The organism is Halorubrum gandharaense, assembly GCF_054654575.1.
In genome coordinates, this window is record NZ_BAAIET010000002.1 from 474,775 (window position 1) to 494,463 (window position 19,689).

The following is a 19,689-nucleotide window of genomic DNA, read 5'->3' on the forward strand; positions in this document are numbered from 1 at the left end:
TCAGGTCCCCCAGTCGAACTCCCCGCGGGCCGGCCGCGGCGGCTCGTACACGTATCGCACGTCGTCGAGCAGCACGTAGTAGCGGCCGTCGCTCTCGATCACGCGGCGGTCGCTGTCGATGGCGACGTCGACGAGCCCTTCGAGCGTCTCCATCTCCACCGTCTCCGCGTCGGTTCGGGGGAGCGAGCCCGCGGAGATCCACTCGTCGAACGCCTCGCGGTCGCGCTCGTGAGCCAGCCGATCGCGTTCGGCGGCGGTCACGTCGAGTCGCCCCCGCCGTCCGTCGCGGATCAGGGTTCCGGCGGCGACGGCTGCGAGCAGCGCGACGAGGGGCGCCCCGTACGCCCGGAGCGGTCCGGGCTCGACCGGCACGGTGACGGTTTCGGTCGCCTCATGCTCGGTCGGCCCGTCCATCTCCGCGCTGACGTGGTACGTGCCGTCCTGCGGGTCGATTTCGAGCCGCTCGGTGCGTGTCTCGGCGGTCGACTCCTCGCCGACCTCGCCGTCGAGGGTCACCGTCGGCTCGACGAGGATCTCCGTCGAGCCGGGCGAGGCGTCGAGGTCCTCCTCGATGGCCGCGACCCGCTCCTCCTGTGCCGGCACGTCGACGGAGAACGGGACGACGAGCGGGTCGTCGGCCGCGACGTCCTCGGCCTCGCGAGTCGCGAGCGTTTCCGCGTCGCGCCAGTGGACGACCGTCTCGCCGTCGACCTCCTCGACGGACCGGACGACGAGCGACAGCTCCGCGTCCGCGACCGCCGCGCCGTCGCCCGCGTACGCGAGGGCGTACTCGCCGTCGAGCTCGGGCGCGACCGACGTGAAGTAGCGGGAGCGGTTTTCGAGGCGCTCGCCCGCGTCGAACACCGCGGTGTCGCGCTCGACGGTCGCGCCGTGCGTGAACGACGCGTCCGTCGTCGCCGCCGCGGTCGTCCGCACCTCCGTGCGCGTCTCGTCGCCCGTGTGCGCGGAGACGGCGATGAAGCCGCCGACGAGCGCGACGACGACGAGCGCGGCGACGACGACGGCGAAGTTGTCCGCGAGGAAGCGGCGGAGCCGCAGTCGGGACGAGTCGCCGGTCATGGGCCGTCGAGCCCCCACTTGTCGGCGAGGTACGATTCAACGTCCTCGCGGTCAGCGTCGGCTTTCGCGACCTCGTACACGAGGAGTTCCGCGATGTCCCCCTCGAACCCTTCGTTTCCGTCTTGGTCCGCACCGAGGCCGATAGTGAAGTCGCCGAGTCCGGTCCCGTTCATGGTCAGGTCGCCCTCGTCGGCCATGTCGCCGTCGAGGTACGTGGTCATCTCGAGGTCGCTATCGTTGCCACCCTCGTTCACTTCCCCTTCGATGACGAACGTAACGAGCGTCTCGCCCGCGAGTTCGGTGTCGAGACGTACCGTCTCCGTACCGTTTTCCGGCTGGGAGAACTCGGCGACCACCTCGCCCCCTTCGTCGTCCTCGTCGATGTCGAACCTCACTTCGTTGTCGTCCTCGAACGTGAGCGGGTAGGCCCCGCCCTCCACGTCGAGGACGAAGAACACCGTCATCGACGGCTCTCCGGTGTCCGACAGGTCGATCGAATCGCCGATGAGATACTCGTCTTCGTCGAACGCGACGGTGCTGTTGCCGTTCAGACCGTCGGTGTCGTACTGCGGAGTGCCGTTATCTTCCACATCGACGCCGTCAGAGAGGTTCTCCTCGTTGCGCGACTCCCAGTCGGAGACGGAATGCCCGTCTGTGGATTCCTCGATCGTGTCCTCGGCGGTCGCATCCAGCCAGACGTGGAGCTCCTCGTCGTTGTCGCTCGGCTCGAAGCCGTCGAGCGTGATCTCGCGGTCGAGCTCGGCGGTCGCACTGTCCCCCGCTGCCGTCAGTTCGACCACGTCCGTGGCGCCGTCGGGGCCGTCGACGTCGATCTGCAGCGACGTCTCCTCGTCGGGGCCGAGGTCCGCGTCGGTCCAGGAGTCGCCCCCCTCATCGACGATCGAGAAGTCGTTGCCGACGCTGGCGGTCATGGTGACGGGCTCCTCGAAGTTGTTCCGCAACTCGATGCGGTGGGGCAGCTCGTCGTACGTGTGCCCGCCGACGAGGGTCTCGTTGCGGATCCCGATGGCGGCGTCCTCGCGGTCGTCGGCCACCTCGACGTCGAGCACGCGGTCGGCGAGCAGGCTGGTGAACGCGCGCGTGTCCGCGGCGACGAGCGCGCCTCCGGCGGCCATCAGCCCGAGTGCGGCCCGTCGCGTGCGCTTCTCGCTCACGCGTTCAGCTCGGGCGGGAGTCCCTCGCTCCCGAGACGCGACCCGCGGCTCTCCAGCACGTGCGCGGCCGCCGAGATGAGGAACACGGAGACGACCACCCCGGCCAACGCCACGTCCGGGACCGACGCCGGGTACAGGCCGGCCCACGCCATCCCGAGCAGCGTCGCGCCCACCGCGGAGAGGCCGAGGTAGTACTCGGCCCACGGGATGGAGTCCTCCGGGACCACGTCCATATACACGTCGAGCTCCTGGGCCTGTTCGGTGAGTTCGATCTCGGAGCGCTCGACGTCGATGACGCCGGCCTCCTCCATCGCCGGGAGGTGCGTCTGCTGCAGGGCGGTGTAGACGCGCCGGCGTTCCTCCGACGTGAGCGCGGCGACCTCCTTCCCGTACTCCCACGCGGCCACCTGCTCGGCCAGGTCGGAGATGTCGATCGCGTCGTCCGTCTGCTTGCAGGCGTGGAGCGCGTAGCGCCGGCGCTGGCTGCTGAGCAAACTGAAGACCTCGTCTTTCGCGATCGCCCGGGATTGTCCCACCATGGTTTCCACGACCGTTAGTACAGAAACCTGACCATAAACGTTGTTGGCCATGTTTACGGCGTCTGAGATGTCGACGCCGGCGCCGGAAACCGCCCGACGAAACCCGGATCACGGGAGGTCTGATCCGGATTATGGCCGTGCGTGAGCCAGTCCCGGGTCGAGCGGGAGAACGATATCGCCGACCCTGATCCTGATCACGTGGCCATTATATAAGCAGTAATCCGGCGTTGGCCGGAGTGCAATCATGAACCTGAACCGTCGAAACGTCCTCGCAGGACTCGGCGCGGCTGCGGTCGGTACTGGTGCGGCGTTCGGATCGGGCGCGTTTACGAGTGTTGAAGCGGAGCGTGAGGTAACGGTCGATGTCGCAGAAGACGCCGAGGCACAGGTGGGCCTTAACGCAGACGACGATGATGACGTAGAAGGAGTAAGTAACTCACAATTGGCGATCAACCTCGACGACGTTAATCCGGAATCGACCGTTAGACTCGGAGAAGTCGATGACACTAGCGACGAGGTGACTACGAGTGCTTTCAGCATCGAGAACAACACCGATCAGTCCTTCGACTCCGGTGAAGAGATCGAAGTTGAAGCAGAGGTAGACGATATCGGGGACGGCGACGACAATATCGAACTCATCGCCGAGGATCCCGATGGGAGCCTCGTTGACCTACACGAGGAATCTGAGGAGGTGACTCTCTCCTCGTCGGAGAATGCTTCAGTAGCTGTCGAGATATTCGTAGAGGGTGAGGAGTTCGAGGACGGGGACATCACATTCTCCGCTGAGAATACCGCACACCAAACTTAAGGAATGCATGTTCGGCCCCTCGTCCTCTCGATCCTCGTTCTTTCAGCTGGAGTCTCGACTGGAACTGCAGCAGTGATACTCGGGGACGAGGTGCGCCACGACGCGGAGCTGTTTCTTTCGCCGGCGGACAGCCTCAACGGGCAGGCGTACGCCGAGCTCGAAGACGACGAGATCGCGGTCGAGATCCGCGGGCTCAACCCGTCCGCGGAGACGGTCGTCGACGACCTGCTCGTCGTCGCGTACGCCGGCGCCCCCGAAAGCGACGCGAACGCCGACAAGGTCTGGATCGACCACGACGCCGAGGAGGTGACGGTCTACCGCATGGACACCGGCGAGCCAGTCGACGGCGAGGCGGACGCCTTCGCACTCGAACCGGAGGAGTCGGTGACGCTCGGGCTGCTCGTCGACGCGGGCGAGCCCGGCGTCGTCCTCGAATCCGTGACGCTCCATGCCGAGGAGTCGCCCGTGTCGAGCGGCGGGGGCGGCGGCGGAACCCCCGACTTCGGCGTGCGCGCGTCGCTGTCGGAGACGGCGGTCGACCCCGGCGGGGAGGTCGTCGTGTACGCGACCCTTTATAACGAGGGCGACGCGCGGGGGACGTTCGAGCCGACGCTGTACGCCGACGGCGAGCCGGTCGCCGAGGCGTCGACGTCGCTCGCGGTCGACGAGGAGCGGCCGCGGGAGTTCGCGGTCACGTTCGAGGAGCCGGGCGAGTACGAGCTCCGACTCGCGAACACGACCGTCGGAACGGTCACGGTCGGCGACGACGGGGCGGCTTCCGGAACCGCGAACGGCGGGAGCGGCGCCGGGACGACCGAGACGCCGACTGCGACGCCGGAACCGACGGAGGCCCCGACCGCGACGCCCGCGGAGGGTGCGGTCGCCGCCGAGGTGATCGAGCCGGAGACCGAGGCGGTCCCCGCGTGGCTGCTGGTCGCCCTGCTCGCTCTGACGGCCGTCGGCTACGGCGTCCGCCGGATCCGCTCGTAGCCGGGGGCGGTCCGTTCGCCCATCACCGTTATCGGCGCGGATTGCGGAGGATGTACACGTCGAATGGACTCGGACGTGCTCGGCAGCCTCGTGACGGCCCTGCTGGTCGTCTGCGCGCTCGCGCTCGTCGCCGGTCAGCTCGCCGGCCAGCCGGTGCTGCTCGGCTACGTGACCAGCGACAGCATGGAGCCGACGGTGTCCGCCGGCGACGGCTTCGTTGCGGTCCCGGCCGCGGTCGCCGACGACCCCGAACCGGGCGACGTGGTCGTCTTCGAGGCGGAGACGCTCCACGACGGCGGGCTGACGACCCACCGCGTCGTCGACGAGACCGCGGACGGCTACGTGACGCAGGGCGACGCCAACCCCTTCACCGACCAGGACGGCGGGGAGCCGCCGGTCACCGACGACCGGATCGTCGCACACGCGGCGGGCCCCGGCGACGACGTGGTCGCGATCCCGCACCTCGGGACGGCCGTGATGGGGACGCAGTCGGCGGTGCTGGCCGCACAGGAACGGGTTGCGGCTGCGCTCGGCACGCGCGCGCTCGTCGGCGCGCAGGGCGTCGGAACGCTCCTGTTCGTGACCGGCCTCGCGCTGTTTGCGCTGTCGGCCGTCGGCGGGCGAACCGAGCGGAGCCGCGACCGGACGGGCGCCCGCAGACGCGGGGTGAACACCCGGCGCGTCACGTTCGTCCTCCTGCTCGTGGTGCTGATCCCGGCGAACGCCGCGATGGTGGGACCGAGCGGGGCGGAGCAGGTCGTGATCGACGGCGACGACACGTCCGAGGCGGGGATCGCGTCCGGCGAGCCGGTCCACGAGGAGATACGTGCGGTCAACGACGGACTGGTGGCAACCTTCGTCGCCGTCGAAACCCGCGACGCGGAGACGGCGGTCGACCCGAACGGACTGGCCGTCGCCAGCGGGGAGAGCGCGGAGGCGACGCTGACGGTCCCGGCACCACCGCCCGACGAGGAGCGGACGGTCGCCGTCTCACAGCACCGCTACCTTCTCCTGCTGCCGCCGTCGGTGCTAGCGGCGCTCCACGGGGTGAGTCCGGTCGCGGCGTGGGGCGCGATCAACCTGCTCGTCGGCGTTAGCGTCGTCGGAATCGTCGTCGGTGCACTCGGGACAGGTCGGGTGCGGGACACGAGCCGCGACCTGCCGGTCGGGGAGCGCGTGCGCCGGCTGTTTCGGTGAAACAGAGCGTTTCGTGGCGGTACTGTTCCCGTTAGAAGAGCCCGTCGTCCTCGGCTCCGCGACCGCGGAGCACGCTCGGCGCGCCGCCGGTCTGGATGATGTTGAACGCGGTCATCAGGTCGGTCCGGGAGATGAGCCCGACGAGCTCGCCGTCGGCGTCGATGATAGGCAGGCGGCCGACGCCGTGCTCCTGCATCGACTGCAGGGCGTCCATCGCGTCCGTCTCGGGCGTCACCGACTGGACATCCCGCTCCATCACGTCGGCGACGGTGTAGGCGTCACGCTCGACTTCCCGAACTTCGCGGGCGTCCTCCAAGGTGACCATGCCGACGAGCTCCTCGCGTTTCATCACGGGGTAGCCGGTGTGGCGCTCGCTGAACATCCGGTTCATCAGCTCCGCGACGGTGGTGTCCTCCGAGACGGTGTGGAGCTTCTCGCGGGGCGTCATCACGTCTGCGACGGTCACGTCCTCGAAGGCGGCCTTCAGGGTGGTCTGCTGGGCCTCGCCGGAGGCGGCGATGTAGATGAAGAAGGCCAGCAGGATGAGGATCCAGTTGCCGAACAGGCCGACGATCGCCATCATGAACGCGAACACCTTCCCGATCGCCGCCGCGGTCTGGGTCGCCTGTGCGTGCGGCTGATTGCGCGCCAGCAGCGCGCGGAGCACGCGCCCGCCGTCCATCGGGAACGCCGGCAGCATGTTGAACACCGCGAGTACGATGTTGAGGATCGCGAGGTAGCCGAACACGAACAGGAGGGCGTCGGCACCCGTCGGCGCCGCGATCTGGACGCCGTAGAACACGCCGTAGCAGGCGATCCCGACGGCGATGCTCACGATCGGCCCGGTGACCGCGATCCAGAACTCGTGTTTCCAGTCCTCGGGGAACGTCGCGAAGTTGGCGAGCCCGCCGAGCAGCCACAGCGTGATCGACTCGATCTCGTAGCCGTAGCGCATCGCCACCAACGAGTGACCGAACTCGTGGAGCGTGACGCCGGCGAACAGCCCGAGTGCGGCGGCGAGTCCGAGCAGCCACGGCATGTAGCCGCCGGCGAGCGCGTCGACGTCGATGCCGGCGCCCATCGCCTGGTTCATCACCTCGGCGATCTCCGGGAGCTGTGAGCCGATGAGGAACGCGAACACCGGGAGGATGAGCAGAAACGTCCAGTTGAGTCTGATCGGGATGCCGAAGGCGCTCCCGATCCGAATTCCACGCATGGTCCGTCGTTGGGGCGGGGGCCGCTTATAAGGTCGGGGCGGGCGGCGGCATTCCGGTACGACACTCGTCGGACGCCGGCGCCACGGCGTGACGCTCGTCGGCCGCCCCGCCGGGCGCCCTTTTAAGTGAGCGCACGGCACAGCATCGCGTATGAGCGACTCACCGAAACCGGTCGTCAAACGCGGCGAGAACGTCACCTACGAGCCGGTCGGCGCCGCCGACGGCATGCGAAAGGGCGTCCTGCTCGACGAAACGGACGGCGCGCCGAACTTCGCCATCCGCCGATTCGAGCTGGATCCCGGCGCCGAGGTGCCCCGTCACACCAACGCGGTCGAACACGAGCAGTACGTGCTTCAGGGGGAGTACACGGTCGGAATCGGAGAAGAGGAGCACGTCGTCGCCGCCGGCGACAGCCTCCTCATCCCGGCGGGCGTCGAACACTGGTACCGCAACGACGGTGACGAGGCCGGCGCGTTCATTTGTGCGGTCCCGAACGGCGACGACACCATCGAGCTGGTCGAGGAGTAGAGGAGGGAGCGGTCGCCGGCCGCCGGCGACCGGTATCCGGCGGCCGCCTGCGCCAGCCCGAAGACACTTATCAGGGCCGGCGGACCTGACGGCCATGCGCCGACGCCACGCCCTCCGGTCCGCCGCCGCGCTCGTTTCGACCGCATTCGTCCCGGTCGCGCTCGCCGGCTGTCTCGACGACGGCGACGGCGCCGGCGACCCGGACCCCTCGGACCACGAACAGCAGGGCGGCAGCCGCGCGGTCCGGCTCTCGGCCGATGTTCGCGAGAGCGAGGAAGGGGAGGAGGAGGACGACGACGAGCCGTCCGCGGACTACGAGTCGGTGACGCTGGAGAGCAGCTGTCTCGACGAGCCCCGCACCCTCGAACCCGGCGACGCGGCCGTCGTCCGGCGCGAGGAGGCCGGCGACTCCTGCTCGTTCACCGTGCTGGTCGACGGCGAGCAACGACACGAGGGGACCGCTTCGGGTGCGGAGACGTACGACCTCCGGGTGGCGCCCGACGGCTCCGTGGAGACCGAGGCGATCGCCACGGTGTAGCGACGACGGACGGAGAAAAGACGAACCGCTTAGTGGTCGTGGTCGTGCCCGTCCTCGTGGTCGTGTCCGTGATCGTGGCCGCCGTCGCCGGCGGTCTCGCCGACGATCTCGGCGCCCTCGCCCTCGATCATGTCCATGTTCTTCAGGTTGTCCCGCTCCTCGAAGTCCTGGACGGCGGACATCACGTCGTCCTGGGTGATCATCATGCGGTCCTCGGTGAGCGCTTCGAGGACGGCCTCACGGAGGACCATTCGGAGGTCGGAGCCGGTGAGCCCCGCCGTGCGCTCGGCGACCTCCTCGGGGTCGAAGTCGGCGATCTGCATGTCCCGGGTGACGACGCGCAGGATGTCGGCGCGCATCTCCTCGTCGGGTTTGGGGAAGTTGACGATCTCGTCGAACCGGCGCCAGGCGGCCGCATCGAGCTGGTCCGGGTGGTTTGTCGCGCCGATCAGCAGCACCTCGTCGCGGACGAGCGAGATGTCGTCGATCGACTTGAGCAGGGTGTTGACCGCACGCTTGAGCGCGGCGTGCTCGTCAGAGCGGCGGGTCTTCGCGACGGAGTCGAACTCGTCGATGAAGAGGATACACGGGGAGAGTCGCTTTGCGACCTCGAACGTCTTCTCGACGTTCTTGGCGGTCTCGCCGAGGTACTGGCTGGTGATCATCGAGAGCTTCACCTCGACGAACGGGAGCCCGAGCTCGTGGGCGAGCGCCCGCGAGATCGTCGTCTTCCCGGTGCCCGGCGGGCCGACGAACAGGAGCTTGCCGATCTCCCGAAGGCCGATCTCCGCGAGGTACTCGCGGTGTTCGATCGCCTTGACGATCTTCTGGATCTCGCCCTCCTGGTCGCCCGTGAGCACGAGGTCGGTGAGCGTCGTCTCGATCTCCTCGGGCGCGCGGACGTTGACGAGGTCGAGCATCTCCGCGTCGTCGTCCTCGTCGAAGTACTCCGCGAGCAGCGCGTCGATCCAGACGCGGTCGGCCTGGATGGGGCGCACGTCGCTGCGCGCCTCCTCGTGTGAGACGGGCGCCGAAAAGTCGGATTCGGTCTCCAGGGCGGCGATTACGGTGGGATTGGACGCGATCCGGTCCGGGTCGGCGTTGTCGACCACCCACTCCAGCGCCATATCGGGCTGGGTGAGGGTGATCTCGCCGGTGAACTCCGTGCGCTGGGTGAACAGCAGCTCCGAGACGGCCTCCCACGGGCGCTCGACGCCGGTGGCGGTGCGGGCCGCCTCGCCGGTCGCCTTCAAGGGGCGCTCGACGCCGCCGGGGGCGTCCTCGGCGGCGTCAGCCGACCAGAACACCTGCCGGAAGCGGGGCGGCAGGTCGTTCTCGTCGAGGTCGCGGTTCTCGGTGTAGAGGTGGGCAGTCAGAACGAACTCGACTACGTCGAGCGCCGGGTCACTCATCCCCGTGAGGTAGTCCCGTCGACCGCTTAAGGCCGTCGAACCGACGGTGTCACCGGCGTCGACCGCGCACGACGCCAAACCGGAACCGGAGACGACCGGCACCCGTCGAACGCAACGGTTAGTGTCGGGGAGTGCGACGCCCTCTCCATGGGCTTTTTCGACACGCTCGCGGACCGGACCGCCGCGACGGACAGCGTGGTCTCCGTGGGACTCGACCCGGACCCGGACCGGCTCCCCGAGTTCGTCGCCGACGCCGACCTCCCGCGGTGGGCGTTCAACCGCCGGATCATCGACGCGACCCACGAGCACGCCGCCTGCTACAAGCCGAACGCGGCCTTCTACGAGGACGCGGACGGCTGGCGCGCGCTGAAGGAGACGGCCGCGTACGCCGAGGGGAAGGGCGTCCCCGTGCTGCTCGACGCCAAACGCGCCGACATCGGCAACACGACCCGCCAGTATTCCGAGGTGCTCGACTGGGTGGACGCGATCACCGTGAACCCCTACATGGGCCGCGACTCGCTCCAGCCGTTCCTCGACCGCGAGGAGAAGGGCGTCTTCGTCCTCTGTCGCACGTCGAACCCCGGCGGGGAGGACCTGCAGGGCCTCGAACTCGCCTCCGGCGAGCCGCTGTACGAGCGCGTCGCCGCGCTCGCGGACGTGTGGAACGCGAACGGCAACGTCGGGCTCGTCGTCGGCGCGACGGCGCCCGAGGAGCTGGCCGAGGTCCGCGAGATCGTCCCGGAGATTCCCTTCCTCGTCCCGGGCGTGGGCGCACAGGGCGGCGACGCCGAGGCCGCCGTCGAGCACGGGCTTGCCGACTATCCGGGCGCCGACGTGGACGTCGGGCTCGTCAACTCCTCGCGCGGGATCATCTTCGCCGGCGAGGAGTCGTCCGCACCCGACGACGAGGCCACCTACTTCGGCGCCGCCGGCGACGCCGCCAAACGCCTGAAAAAGCGGCTCAACCGGTTCCGCTGAGAGCCGGTGTCGTCTTCCCCCTCGTTCCCTCGCCCTTCCACCGCCACGCCGGCTAGTCGTCCAGTTTGAACCCGCTCGGCTGGTCGGGGTCCTCGGCGACCTCCGCACACTCCAGACAGACGTGTGCGTCGGCATCCCAGTGTTTCGGGCAGACGAACGCGCCGCAGCGGTCACAGGTGTACCGTCCCTCCGCGGCCTCGCACACGTCACAGAGTCCTTCGACGCTCATGTAGGGGTCGCCGAACGGGCGCGGTATCAAGGCTGTGGCCGTCGAGCGGCTCGTGGCGAGCCCCCGATCGGATCAGGATGGCGTTCGGGCGGCTTATGACGCCCCGGACCGACCCTCCGGCATGCGCCAGTTCGTCGTCGTCGGCCACGACGCGCCGACGACTCCCGACCCGATCTCGTTCGACGACCTCCCCGGTGCCGGCCGGCTCGACCTGCTGTGCCGCTGTGTGGGCGCCAGCGTCTTCCTCTCACACGGCATCCGCGACGACGTGCGCGTCCATCTGGTCCATGACGACACGTTCACGATCACCTTCGACTCCGCGTCGCTCCGCCACCTCCATCCCGACGAGCGCAACGTCGCCGCGCGGATCCGCGACGCGCTCGCCGCCCGCGACGAGGCGATCGGCCACATGCCCGCGGACGTGTCGCCCGGCGTCGAGTGCCGGCGGATGGGCGTCGAGGCCACCCTCGACCGACTGGACCGCGAGGGGACGCTCGTGGAACTCCACGAGGACGGCGACCCGCTCGTCGAGGCCGAGCCGCCCGCGGACCCGATCTTCGTGCTCTCGGACCACAACGACTTCACGGAGGCGGAGGCCGACCTCCTCGCGGAGCGGAGCGACCGCCGGGTTCGGGTGGGTCCCGAGCTGCTCCACGCCGACCACACGATCACGGTGGCGCACAACTGGCTCGACACTGACGGCTACACCACCTACTGACCATGGCGGAGCGGGAGTCGACCGCTGACGACGTCGACGATGCTGACGACGATCGCCGAACCACCCGCGCCCCCGCGCTCGACGACCGGTTTCCGGTTCTCCTGCGGGGGATCGCCGTCGATCCCGAGACACGCTGTAGCCACTGGGACGACCCCGTGGATGTCGTCGCGCTCCGATTCGGCTGCTGTGAGACGTTTTACCCCTGTGACGCCTGCCACCGAGAGTCGACCGACCACCCAGCGGAGCCGTGGCCTCGCGGCCGGTTCGACGAGCCCGCCGTGCTGTGTGGCGTCTGCCGCGAGACGCTGACGGCTCGCGAGTACCTCGACGGCGACGACGCCTGTCCCCACTGTGGAGCACCGTTCAACCCCGGCTGCCGGGCACATCGGGACCGCTACTTCGAGGCGTAGTTCGCCGGCGGGCGCCGGCACGCTCGGCGGCCTTCTCTCACTCGCTCCCGCGTCCACTCCCGTGTCCACCCCCGAGCCCGCCCCGTGTCACGCCCTGTCCACCGTTCACGGTTTCGGAAGCGTTAAAGGAACGAGCGGCGTTGGAACAAACGCGGGCCGGTGGGGTAGCTTGGTATCCTTCGGCCTTCGGGTGGCCGTAACCTCAGTTCGAATCTGAGCCGGCCCATTTCTACCCCCTTTCAACGTTCGTGAGCCGCCGGTGTGGCGTCGTTCTGGTGGCCGTACCCCAACCCCGATCCCCGCGAGCGAAGCGAGCGCTCGGTGGCGAGTCCCGTTGCGCTCCCAAGAATCCTGCTTAGTCCTCACTGCCGCCGGCGGAGGACCCGTGCCCGTTGGTTCGACTCGGCGTGCCGGCGGTCCACTCGTCGGTCCGGTCGAGGACGAGGTCGAGCGCCTCGCGGTGGCGTCCCTCGGCGACCGCCGTCCGGGCGCGGTCGGCGACCGCCGGCGAGACCTTGTCCAGCCGCTCCAGTTCGTCGACGAGGTCGCGAACGTGCTCGTCGTCCCAACTCGACATGGTTCACGTACCGGCGGCTATCCCCTTAACACGAGGTCGTGCTGTACCCGGATTAATCCGGATTTTCCTCGATTTGGCGGGACGAAGGCGGACCCTCGACATCCTGAAACACCGCTAGAAACTCCCTGAAACGCGTGAAACGGGCGGTATTGGCAGATCGAATCCCGTCGAACGGAGTGTGTCCGGGTCCGCATGCCTCGCGGAGAACCGGGCCGGATTCGGTCGGGGATCGGCCGGATGAACATCGCCGGCGGTCGCGCGCGCCAGCGAAACGGCCAGAAGGTATCTGTGGAACTCCGGTGTCGGTCGGGAGATGACCGGCGACGTGAACGGGTCGGGCGCCGCGGTCGCAGCTCGACTCCGGCGACCGCTCGAAGCAGCGGAGGACGACGAGGCCCGATATCAACTTCGGGAGGCGCTCCAACTGTGCATGGCTGCGGAGGACGGGACGGAGGCCGACGGAGCGGGTGTCGGCGGAGCGTCGCTCTCCACCGACGGCGGGCGCCCGAGGTAGCGGGCCTGCGGCAGCCCGCCGGCAGCAGTACGCCGGCAGTTTTTCCGTGCCGACGGGCGACCGTGGACCATGGACGAACTCGCGTGGGAGACCACCGATACGGCGATCGACTACACCTGCCCGGGCTTCGACGTGCGCCGGGACGCGGTCAGGTTTCCCGACGGCACCGACGACGAGTACCACTACGTCGAGGAGCCGCCGGCGGTCGTGGTCCTCCCGTTCACACCCGACGGCGACGTGGTCGTGATCGACGAGTGGCGACAGGCGGTCGGGCGGACCAACCGCGGGCTACCGGCGGGCACGGTCGACGAGGTGCCCGCGGACGCCGACGGGGACCCCAATTCGACGGTGCTGGAGCGCGCGGCCGCCCGCGAGCTCGCCGAGGAGACGGGCTACGAGGCGGACGCTTTCGAGCACCTGATCACGGTGGAACCCTCCAACGGAATCGCGGACTCGGTGCATCACCACGTTCTGGCACACGGCTGTGAGCCGACCGCCGAGCGCGACCTCGACGACAACGAGTCGATCGCGGTGACGGTGGTCGACTACGACGACCTGCTCGCGAGCGTCGTCGACGGCGAACTCCGAGACGGGCGCACGGCGACCGGCGTGCTCCAGTACGAACTCACGCGCCGGTGACGTGGTCGCCGCCGGCGAGGACCGTCGCTGGTCGGGGTGCACGTTCCCCGTTCGGTAGAGCCATTCGCCGACGGACAGGTCTTTGGCGTCGCCGGTTCAACGGTGGGGTATGACGGACCCCTCCACTCCCCGTGACGGGGAGACGGACGCGGCGGCCGGCGACTCGCCCGACGAACCGGCGGATGACCCCGGATCCGTCTCGGACTCCACGGGGATCGCGGTGGTGGCGGCGCTAGCACTCTCGGTCGGCGGCGTCCTCGTAATGGTGCTGGCGTCGCTCGGAACCTCGCTCCTCACCGCGCCGCTGCCCTTCTCGCCGGGCGTCCAGGTCGGTGTCTCGATCGCCATCGCCCAGTACGTGGGGTTCATCGGCGTCGGCCTGGCGTACCTCCGCTGGCGCGGCTTCGACTGGTCGGGCGTCGTGTCGTATCTCGGGATTCGGCGTCCCTCCCTGCTGGAGTTGGGGCTGGTGATCGGCGGGTGGGTCGTCATCTTCGGCTCAGCGATCCTCATCTCGCTGCTCGTGCAGGCGCTCGGCGCCGAGCCCGCCGCCAACCAGAGCGCCGAGATGGCGTTCGACAACCCGGAGATCATCCCGATCCTCATCCTGGCGATGTTCCTCGTCGTTGGTCCGGCCGAGGAGGTGCTGTTCCGGGGCGTCGTGCAGGGACGGCTCCGGGAGTCGATGTCGGCCGCGCCGGCCATCGTCATCGCCTCGGCGCTGTTCGCGGCCATCCACGTCATCGCGCTCACCGGCGGGATCGAGGGGCGGCTCGTCACCGTCGCCGTGCTGTTCGCTCCCAGCCTGGTGTTCGGCGCCGTCTACGAGTACACCGGGAACCTCGTCGTGCCTGCGCTCCTCCACGGACTCCACAACTCGGTGTTGATGACGCTCATCTACATCGTCGCCACCTTCGGCGAGGACCTTGAGGAGTTCGAGGAGCTCGCCGGCGAGGGCGCCGCGACGGCGCTCGCCACGCTCGCGCCCCTACTCGGGTTCTAAGGAGCGGGCCTCGGTGAGTGGGATCGGGAGTAGGTGTTGTACGTGGTTGGCGATGGGATTTATAGGTGGGTCGTTGGTTGGGTTGAGTGCTCTTTATAAGACGTATTTGGTCGGAGAGTCGTTGGTGCGACGCACATGAGGACCGCCTGCAAAGCCCCAGCCGGCTCCGGTCGAGGGGCTCGCTGCGCGCTTTTCAGGGCGTCTCTCCGCACACCCCGACGCCCTGAAAAGTGCTTACGTCGCCCGTCTTCCCGGAGCCGGCTGCCCCTTTGAGTCCCACCCCGCACCGCTCCGCAACCGCACCTCACGCCTCCCCAGCCTCGTCGTCGCCTGCGGCGACGACTCCCTCGCGCGCCGACGAGCGCCTTATAAGGCGCTCGCCGGGCGCGCCACCGCACCGCATCTCGTTTATAAGTGAGACGTTGCTTCTACTCTCGGTCCTTTATATACCACATCGCCGGCGACGATCTGAAACACCTACTCCCGATATGTTTCACCGGATCCCTCCGTCCGGTTTCGAATCCGAACGCAACCCTTACCGCCGGCGCCCGGAAAGCCGGTGTATGCGCGACCACTTCGAGATCCGGGACCACGACGGCGCCGGCCGTATCGGCCGTCTGGAGGTCCCCAGCGCGGGCGTCACCGTCGAGACGCCGGCGCTGCTGCCAGTCGTCAACCCCAACGTGGTGACGATCGAACCGAGCCGACTTCGTGAGGAGTTCGGCGCGGAGATGCTGATCACCAACTCCTACATCATCCACAGCACCGACCGGGTTCGCGAGCAGGCGCTGGAAGAAGGGCTCCACGAGATGCTCGGCTTCGACGGCGCGATCATGACCGACTCCGGCTCCTTCCAGCTGGCGGAGTACGGCGACATCGACGTGACGACCGAGGAGATCATCGAGTTCCAGCGCCGGATCGGGACGGACGTGGCAACCCCCGTCGACGTGCCGACGCCGCCGGACGTCGACCGCGAGCGCGCCGAGGAAGAACTGGCGACGACCAAACAGGCGCTCGCCGACGCCGAGGCCGCCGACACGGGCGAGATGCTCGTCAACGCGCCGGTGCAGGGCTCGACGTACCCCGACCTTCGCGAGGAGGCCGGCCGCCACGCCGCGGCCACGGACCTGGACGTGTTCCCCGTGGGCGCGATGGTGCCGATGATGAACGCCTACCGCTACGGCGACATGGTCGAGGCCGTGCTCGGGGCGAAACGCGGGCTCGACCCGGACTGTCCGGTCCACCTGTTCGGCGCGGGCCACCCGATGATGCTCGCGCTCGCCGTCGCCTGCGGCTGCGACCTGTTCGACTCCGCGGCGTACGCGCTGATGGCGCGCGACGGGCGCTACCTCACCGTCTCCGGCACGGAGCACCTTGAGGAGATGGAGTACTTCCCCTGCTCGTGTCCGGTGTGTGCCGACAACACACCCGCCGAGCTCCGCGACCGCGACGACAACGAGACTGAGCAACTGCTGGCCGAGCACAATCTCCACGTCACCTTCGAGGAGCTCCGCCGGATCAAGGCGGCCATCCGCGACGGCAACCTGCTCGAACTGGTCGACCGGCGCGCCCGCGGGCATCCCGCGATGCTCGACGGGTTCCGCGCGCTGCTCGACGAGGCCGACCAGCTGGAGCGCACCGACCCCGTCTCGAAGGGGACGTTCTTTTACACCTCCCACGAGGCCGCGCGTCGGCCCGAAGTCCGCCGGCACCACGACCGGCTCGCCCGGCTGGAGACGCCCGACCGGCTGCTGGTGACGGAGTCGAACGCCCCGTCCGACCACGACTACGGTGCCGTCTGGCGGCTGAAACCCCCGTTCGGCCCCTACCCGAAGGCGCTCTCGGAGACGTACCCGCTCACCGCGGAGGTCCCCGAGCGCACCGACCGGGCGGCCGAGGAGGCGGCCGCCGCGGGCGTCGCAAGCCTCGCCGCCGCGAACCCCGACACGGAGATCGTCGTCGGCCACGACGGCTGGGGCGACGCCGCGCTCGCGGTCGTCCCCGACCGGGTCGAGATGGAGAATCTACAGGAGATCGGGCGGTAAGGGTCGCGATTCGGCGCCGATGCCGGTCGCGTACTCCCGGTTCGCACTCGCGGCTTCGCCCGCGCCCGGCGCCACCGGAACACAACACAGTTGAGCGTCCCCCCATGATGAGGCGTATGACCGAGTATTTCGAGGTTCACGAGCGGGACGGCGCCGCCCGCGTCGGCGAGCTCCGCCTTTCGGAGCCCGTGACGACGCCGGCGCTTGCCGACCCCGTCGTCGAGGACGCCGGCAGTCTCTGGGCGGGCGAGCGAGAGGTGCCGGAGGGCGACGAAAGCGCCCTCACCATCCTGCCGCACCGCTCACTTCCTGCCGGGACCCGCGAGCCGGTACGCGAGTCGTTCGCCGTCGACCACCCGGACGTGGAGTTCCCCTCGGCGGCCGTGGTGGACAGCCAAAGTGCCGAGCCCGCGGGCGCGGACGCCTACATCCTCTCGGACGCGTCGGGCTTCGTCGGCCACGGCGAGGCGTTCCGCGACGCCATCGTGCGCGCAAAGGAGGCGCTGCCGGCCGACACCGCGCTCTACCTCTCGGGCGTCGCCACGCCGCTGAACGTCGCCACGCTGGCGTACGCCGGCGTCGACCTCGTCGACGAATCGCTCGCACGAACGAAGGGGACGCAGGGAATGTACCTCACCGCCGACGCCCAGCACTTCCTGGAGGACCTGACGGAGCTGCCGTGTGCCTGCCCGGCGTGTGCAAAACCCCGATCGGAGTTCACCCGTGCGGACTGTGCCGACCACAACGTCAACGCGCTTGCCGCCGAACTCCGTCGGGTCCGCGAGCGGATCCGCGCGGGCCGGCTGCGCGACTACATCGAGGGCCAGGCGCGCCACGAGCAGTGGCTCACCGCCGCCTTCCGGGAGTTCGACGACCAGTGGTCGTACCTCGAACAGCGGACGCCCCTGATGCGCGACGCCGAGGTGACGGCGGCGACCGCGGAGTCGCTCGACCGCGTCGAGATCCAGCGCTTCGCCGACCGGGTGACGAGCCGGTACCGCAACCGGTTTTCCGACCAGCCGCTCGTGTTGGTGCCCTGTTCGGCAACCAAGCCGTACAGCGACTCCCAGAGCCACCGGCAGTTCCACGACGCGATCGAGTGGCGCGGCCACACCGTCTCGATGACCTCGCCCATCGGCGTCGTCCCCCAGGAGCTGGAGACCACCTACCCGGCCCAGCACTACGACAGCGTGGTGACCGGCGACTGGAGCGAGGACGAGATCACGTTCGTCGCCGAGGTGCTCCGCCGCTACCTGGTGCGCAACAACGGCTACTCGCGGGTGATCGCCCACCTGCCCGAGCACGGCTACCGCGAGATCTGCGAGCGCGTCGAGTCGGACCCCGCGATCGACATCCCGTTCGAGTACACCTGCGTCGACCACCCGACGACCGACGAGTCGCTCGGGGAGCTCAACGCCGCGCTCCAGGGCGAGCCCGCCTACAGCAAGCGCGAGCGCGAGCACAACACGGTCCGCGCCATCGCGGACTACCTGCTCGGCGACGGCGCCGGCGACGAGCTGTTCGGCGACATTCGGACGACGGGCCGCTACCCCAAGCTTCAGGTTCGCACCGACGACCCCGAGGCGGGCCGTGGCGGCGAGCCCGGCGCACAGCTCGCGACGATGGTGCCGCAGTACGGCACGCTCTCCTTTACGCTGGAGGGTGCTCGTCAGTGGGTCGAAAGCGACGCACCCACGAAGCGCGTGACGATCGACGGGTTCGTCCCGCGCGGCTCCGTGCTCGCGCCCGGCGTCGTCGACGCCGACGACACGATCCGCCCCGGCGACGAGGTCGTCATCGAGGGGCCGAAGGCGTTCGCCGTCGGCCGCGCGGAGATGTCCGGGCCGGAGATGGTGGAGTCCACGCGGGGCATCGCCAGCGAAGTGCGGCACTGCGACGAGAAGTAGGCGTTTCGGCTCCGTTGAAACTCTCTGCTGCAGGCAGGATGTGGCGTAATACAGCCGGTCGACGGACACCGTTTATTAGTCGCCATCGGGAGTGGGTGTCGCAGCCAGCGACAGCGGCGATCGCTGATAAACGGCCGGGAGTGGTTCCGCCGCACCTTTTTTAAACCCTCGACGGGCGGTCGGCGCGCGCGAGAAACGCGCGCGAGGGAGTCGTCGCCGCAGGCGACGACGAGGCTGGGGAGGCGTGAGGTGCGGTTGCGGGGTAGGGTGGGACTCAAAGGGGCAGCCGGCTCCGGAAAGACGGGCGACGTAAGCACTTTTCAGGGCGTCGGGCGGTGCGGAGAGACGCCCTGAAAAGCGCGCAGCAAGCCCCTCGACCGGAGCCGGCTGGGGCTTTGGCGGTCGTGTTCTCCGTGGTCGACGCCGTGCTCATCACACAAACCGTTTAAAAAGAGCCTGCTGGGGCTTTGGCGGTGTTCGTCGTCGTTCTCACTCCAGCACCCACTTAAAAAGAGCCGGCTGGAGCTTTGGCGGTGTGCGTTGTCACTCCGTCACTCACCACGTCTCCACGTATCCCTCGCGTACGTCCTCCGCACAGCCCTCGCAGTCCGGGTGGCCGGGCTCGAAGCAGGCGGGTCGCCCCTCGGGGTCGACGGCGACCGCCCGCTTTTCGGCGTGACGCCGGCAGACGATCCGGGCGTTGCCCGACTCGTCCGTCGGCAGGTCGTAGTCGTCGGCGCCGCCGCGCTCGCCGGCGCGATCCTCGTGGCCCTCACGATAGGCGCGTTTCGCCTCCTCGTACTGCTTGCCGGCCTTCCGGAGCTGCTGGCGAAGCACGCGTTCGAGCCGGTCGTCCATGGACGTAGTGGGTGATGCTCCCGGATATGTCCGTTGCCGTTCGGGCTCGGAGGTGAGATTATAAGCGAGTGGTGACGGGGGTGCGCCGGCGGACGATTGTGACGTTCACGACTGGTGCTTATAAGTGGTGAGCGGTGTGAGGACGGCACGTTCGGTGATCAGGGTCACCAACTCCCCTGTCGGCGTCTTATACGCGAGTTGAGCGGGTTGAGTGGTGAGCACGACGGTGAACGCCTCCAAAGCCCCAGCCGGCTCCGTATAAGCGAGTTGAGCAGTTTAAGAGGTGAACACGACGACGAACACCGCCAAAGCCCCAGCCGGCGACGA

21 protein-coding genes and 1 tRNA gene are annotated in these 19,689 nt (G+C 68.8%); 14 read left to right on the forward strand and 8 right to left on the reverse strand.

Annotation, left to right across the window (positions count from 1 at the left end; all coding sequences use genetic code 11):
* The 3 genes from ACYQ07_RS11330 to ACYQ07_RS11340 are packed head-to-tail and all read right to left on the reverse strand — an operon-like array spanning nt 1 to nt 2,794.
* Nucleotides 1-1,080, reverse strand: a complete 1,080-nt coding sequence (locus tag ACYQ07_RS11330; RefSeq protein ID WP_459881585.1) for a DUF5305 domain-containing protein — start codon at nt 1,078-1,080, stop codon at nt 1-3.
* Nucleotides 1,077-2,255 (reverse strand): hypothetical protein, encoded by a 1,179-nt coding sequence (locus ACYQ07_RS11335; protein WP_459881588.1) that lies wholly within the window; start codon nt 2,253-2,255, stop codon nt 1,077-1,079. The genes ACYQ07_RS11330 and ACYQ07_RS11335 overlap by 4 nt, the downstream gene beginning before the upstream one ends.
* On the reverse strand, nt 2,252-2,794 hold the full coding sequence (locus tag ACYQ07_RS11340; protein WP_459881591.1) for a DUF7344 domain-containing protein: 543 nt from the start codon (nt 2,792-2,794) through the stop codon (nt 2,252-2,254). The genes ACYQ07_RS11335 and ACYQ07_RS11340 overlap by 4 nt, the downstream gene beginning before the upstream one ends.
* Nucleotides 2,795-3,038: 244 nt before the next feature.
* On the opposite strand from ACYQ07_RS11340, the gene ACYQ07_RS11345 reads away from it, so the two are divergent.
* The 3 genes from ACYQ07_RS11345 (at nt 3,039) to ACYQ07_RS11355 (ending at nt 5,789) form a co-directional block, all read left to right on the forward strand.
* The gene (locus tag ACYQ07_RS11345; RefSeq protein WP_459881594.1) at nt 3,039-3,602 is read left to right on the forward strand and encodes a hypothetical protein; all 564 of its coding nucleotides are present in this window, start codon (nt 3,039-3,041) and stop codon (nt 3,600-3,602) included.
* A gap of 72 nt (nt 3,603-3,674) precedes the next feature.
* Nucleotides 3,675-4,592, forward strand: coding sequence for a CARDB domain-containing protein (locus ACYQ07_RS11350; protein ID WP_459881597.1), 918 nt, complete (start codon nt 3,675-3,677; stop codon nt 4,590-4,592).
* Nucleotides 4,593-4,655: 63 nt separating this feature from the next.
* Nucleotides 4,656-5,789 (forward strand): signal peptidase I, encoded by a 1,134-nt coding sequence (locus ACYQ07_RS11355; protein WP_459881599.1) that lies wholly within the window; start codon nt 4,656-4,658, stop codon nt 5,787-5,789.
* Between the two features lie 31 nt (nt 5,790-5,820).
* Here the strand turns inward: ACYQ07_RS11355 and ACYQ07_RS11360 are convergent, their stop codons facing one another.
* Complete coding sequence (locus ACYQ07_RS11360) at nt 5,821-7,005, reverse strand: CBS domain-containing protein (protein WP_459881601.1); 1,185 nt, start codon at nt 7,003-7,005, stop codon at nt 5,821-5,823.
* Nucleotides 7,006-7,156: 151 nt separating this feature from the next.
* On the opposite strand from ACYQ07_RS11360, the gene ACYQ07_RS11365 reads away from it, so the two are divergent.
* Nucleotides 7,157-7,534 carry a cupin domain-containing protein gene (locus tag ACYQ07_RS11365; protein ID WP_459881604.1) on the forward strand — a complete coding sequence of 126 codons (378 nt, stop codon included), beginning with the start codon at nt 7,157-7,159 and terminating at the stop codon, nt 7,532-7,534.
* 94 nt (nt 7,535-7,628) lie between these two features.
* Nucleotides 7,629-8,072 carry a hypothetical protein gene (locus ACYQ07_RS11370; RefSeq protein ID WP_459881607.1) on the forward strand — a complete coding sequence of 148 codons (444 nt, stop codon included), beginning with the start codon at nt 7,629-7,631 and terminating at the stop codon, nt 8,070-8,072.
* Nucleotides 8,073-8,101: 29 nt separating this feature from the next.
* Here ACYQ07_RS11370 and ACYQ07_RS11375 read toward each other — a convergent pair whose 3' ends face one another.
* The gene (locus ACYQ07_RS11375) at nt 8,102-9,484 is read right to left on the reverse strand and encodes an ATP-binding protein (RefSeq protein ID WP_459881610.1); all 1,383 of its coding nucleotides are present in this window, start codon (nt 9,482-9,484) and stop codon (nt 8,102-8,104) included.
* A 147-nt stretch (nt 9,485-9,631) separates the two neighbouring features.
* Between ACYQ07_RS11375 and pyrF the strand changes: the two genes are divergently transcribed.
* On the forward strand, nt 9,632-10,462 hold the full coding sequence (pyrF, locus tag ACYQ07_RS11380; RefSeq protein ID WP_459881613.1) for an orotidine-5'-phosphate decarboxylase: 831 nt from the start codon (nt 9,632-9,634) through the stop codon (nt 10,460-10,462).
* A gap of 52 nt (nt 10,463-10,514) precedes the next feature.
* On the opposite strand, the gene ACYQ07_RS11385 is transcribed toward pyrF, so the two are convergent.
* The gene (locus ACYQ07_RS11385) at nt 10,515-10,691 is read right to left on the reverse strand and encodes a zinc finger HIT domain-containing protein (protein WP_459881616.1); all 177 of its coding nucleotides are present in this window, start codon (nt 10,689-10,691) and stop codon (nt 10,515-10,517) included.
* Nucleotides 10,692-10,812: 121 nt separating this feature from the next.
* Here ACYQ07_RS11385 and trmY point away from each other — a divergent pair, with 121 nt between their 5' ends.
* The 3 genes from trmY (at nt 10,813) to ACYQ07_RS11400 (ending at nt 12,045) form a co-directional block, all read left to right on the forward strand.
* The gene (trmY, locus tag ACYQ07_RS11390) at nt 10,813-11,409 is read left to right on the forward strand and encodes a tRNA (pseudouridine(54)-N(1))-methyltransferase TrmY (protein WP_459881619.1); all 597 of its coding nucleotides are present in this window, start codon (nt 10,813-10,815) and stop codon (nt 11,407-11,409) included.
* A 2-nt stretch (nt 11,410-11,411) separates the two neighbouring features.
* Nucleotides 11,412-11,819, forward strand: a complete 408-nt coding sequence (locus ACYQ07_RS11395) for a CHY zinc finger protein (RefSeq protein WP_459881622.1) — start codon at nt 11,412-11,414, stop codon at nt 11,817-11,819.
* Nucleotides 11,820-11,972: 153 nt separating this feature from the next.
* Nucleotides 11,973-12,045, forward strand: a tRNA-Pro gene (locus tag ACYQ07_RS11400).
* A gap of 129 nt (nt 12,046-12,174) precedes the next feature.
* Here ACYQ07_RS11400 and ACYQ07_RS11405 read toward each other — a convergent pair.
* Nucleotides 12,175-12,396 (reverse strand): hypothetical protein, encoded by a 222-nt coding sequence (locus ACYQ07_RS11405; protein WP_459881625.1) that lies wholly within the window; start codon nt 12,394-12,396, stop codon nt 12,175-12,177.
* A gap of 313 nt (nt 12,397-12,709) precedes the next feature.
* Here ACYQ07_RS11405 and ACYQ07_RS11410 point away from each other — a divergent pair, with 313 nt between their 5' ends.
* The 5 genes from ACYQ07_RS11410 (at nt 12,710) to arcS (ending at nt 18,504) form a co-directional block, all read left to right on the forward strand.
* On the forward strand, nt 12,710-12,910 hold the full coding sequence (locus tag ACYQ07_RS11410; RefSeq protein ID WP_459881627.1) for a hypothetical protein: 201 nt from the start codon (nt 12,710-12,712) through the stop codon (nt 12,908-12,910).
* Nucleotides 12,911-12,979: 69 nt separating this feature from the next.
* The gene (locus ACYQ07_RS11415; protein WP_459881630.1) at nt 12,980-13,549 is read left to right on the forward strand and encodes an NUDIX hydrolase; all 570 of its coding nucleotides are present in this window, start codon (nt 12,980-12,982) and stop codon (nt 13,547-13,549) included.
* 109 nt (nt 13,550-13,658) lie between these two features.
* The gene (locus ACYQ07_RS11420) at nt 13,659-14,552 is read left to right on the forward strand and encodes a CPBP family intramembrane glutamic endopeptidase (protein WP_459881633.1); all 894 of its coding nucleotides are present in this window, start codon (nt 13,659-13,661) and stop codon (nt 14,550-14,552) included.
* 563 nt (nt 14,553-15,115) lie between these two features.
* On the forward strand, nt 15,116-16,597 hold the full coding sequence (gene tgtA / locus ACYQ07_RS11425; protein ID WP_459881635.1) for a tRNA guanosine(15) transglycosylase TgtA: 1,482 nt from the start codon (nt 15,116-15,118) through the stop codon (nt 16,595-16,597).
* 116 nt (nt 16,598-16,713) lie between these two features.
* Nucleotides 16,714-18,504 (forward strand): archaeosine synthase subunit alpha, encoded by a 1,791-nt coding sequence (gene arcS, locus ACYQ07_RS11430; protein WP_459881638.1) that lies wholly within the window; start codon nt 16,714-16,716, stop codon nt 18,502-18,504.
* A 555-nt stretch (nt 18,505-19,059) separates the two neighbouring features.
* Here arcS and ACYQ07_RS11435 read toward each other — a convergent pair.
* Entirely contained in the window at nt 19,060-19,362 is a 303-nt protein-coding gene (locus tag ACYQ07_RS11435; RefSeq protein ID WP_459881641.1) for a DUF7091 family protein, read from the reverse strand.
* Nucleotides 19,363-19,689: the final 327 nt, after the last annotated feature.

Coding starts and splice junctions, on each gene's coding strand:
- ACYQ07_RS11330 (WP_459881585.1), bottom strand. CDS start 1,080: ATGACCGGCGACTCGTCCCGACTGCGGCTCCGCCGCTTCCTCGCGGAC.
- ACYQ07_RS11340 (WP_459881591.1), bottom strand. CDS start 2,794: ATGGTGGGACAATCCCGGGCGATCGCGAAAGACGAGGTCTTCAGTTTG.
- ACYQ07_RS11345 (WP_459881594.1), top strand. CDS start 3,039: ATGAACCTGAACCGTCGAAACGTCCTCGCAGGACTCGGCGCGGCTGCG.
- ACYQ07_RS11355 (WP_459881599.1), top strand. CDS start 4,656: ATGGACTCGGACGTGCTCGGCAGCCTCGTGACGGCCCTGCTGGTCGTC.
- ACYQ07_RS11360 (WP_459881601.1), bottom strand. CDS start 7,005: ATGCGTGGAATTCGGATCGGGAGCGCCTTCGGCATCCCGATCAGACTC.
- ACYQ07_RS11365 (WP_459881604.1), top strand. CDS start 7,157: ATGAGCGACTCACCGAAACCGGTCGTCAAACGCGGCGAGAACGTCACC.
- ACYQ07_RS11370 (WP_459881607.1), top strand. CDS start 7,629: ATGCGCCGACGCCACGCCCTCCGGTCCGCCGCCGCGCTCGTTTCGACC.
- ACYQ07_RS11375 (WP_459881610.1), bottom strand. CDS start 9,484: ATGAGTGACCCGGCGCTCGACGTAGTCGAGTTCGTTCTGACTGCCCAC.
- pyrF (WP_459881613.1), top strand. CDS start 9,632: ATGGGCTTTTTCGACACGCTCGCGGACCGGACCGCCGCGACGGACAGC.
- ACYQ07_RS11385 (WP_459881616.1), bottom strand. CDS start 10,691: ATGAGCGTCGAAGGACTCTGTGACGTGTGCGAGGCCGCGGAGGGACGG.
- trmY (WP_459881619.1), top strand. CDS start 10,813: ATGCGCCAGTTCGTCGTCGTCGGCCACGACGCGCCGACGACTCCCGAC.
- ACYQ07_RS11395 (WP_459881622.1), top strand. CDS start 11,412: ATGGCGGAGCGGGAGTCGACCGCTGACGACGTCGACGATGCTGACGAC.
- ACYQ07_RS11405 (WP_459881625.1), bottom strand. CDS start 12,396: ATGTCGAGTTGGGACGACGAGCACGTTCGCGACCTCGTCGACGAACTG.
- ACYQ07_RS11410 (WP_459881627.1), top strand. CDS start 12,710: ATGACCGGCGACGTGAACGGGTCGGGCGCCGCGGTCGCAGCTCGACTC.
- ACYQ07_RS11415 (WP_459881630.1), top strand. CDS start 12,980: ATGGACGAACTCGCGTGGGAGACCACCGATACGGCGATCGACTACACC.
- ACYQ07_RS11420 (WP_459881633.1), top strand. CDS start 13,659: ATGACGGACCCCTCCACTCCCCGTGACGGGGAGACGGACGCGGCGGCC.
- tgtA (WP_459881635.1), top strand. CDS start 15,116: ATGCGCGACCACTTCGAGATCCGGGACCACGACGGCGCCGGCCGTATC.
- arcS (WP_459881638.1), top strand. CDS start 16,714: ATGACCGAGTATTTCGAGGTTCACGAGCGGGACGGCGCCGCCCGCGTC.
- ACYQ07_RS11435 (WP_459881641.1), bottom strand. CDS start 19,362: ATGGACGACCGGCTCGAACGCGTGCTTCGCCAGCAGCTCCGGAAGGCC.